The sequence below is a fragment of the Leifsonia sp. HAY1-4F genome (assembly GCF_056755275.1).
In genome coordinates, this window is the sequence record NZ_JBNDHX010000610.1 from 1 (window position 1) to 237 (window position 237).

Here is a 237-nt window from a genome sequence, read left to right on the forward strand (position 1 = left end):
CCTTACCGGTTTCCAGAATATGACGGCCGCCCCGCAAACGGGAAACATTATCCGGCTGAGCTGGGAGAATAATTCCACCCAGGGCAATGCCGCAGAAACCGACAGTGTCAACGTGATCTGCTACTGCGAAGAACTGGACCGCTTTGAGATCTTCGAAACCGTAGCCCTTCGCACCGATCTGACGAAAGAGGTTACGCTTCCTTTAGCGTATGCCGGAAAAGAGGTTCAAGCCTGGAG

The 237-nt window shown here is 53.6% G+C and carries 1 protein-coding gene; it reads left to right on the forward strand.

Annotated features, from left to right (window positions below; all coding sequences use genetic code 11):
• Positions 1 to 19: 19 nt before the first annotated feature.
• A partial coding sequence (locus tag ACPYOG_RS20695) for a DUF6266 family protein (protein ID WP_481295936.1) occupies positions 20 to 237 on the forward strand: 218 nt, incomplete at its 3' end.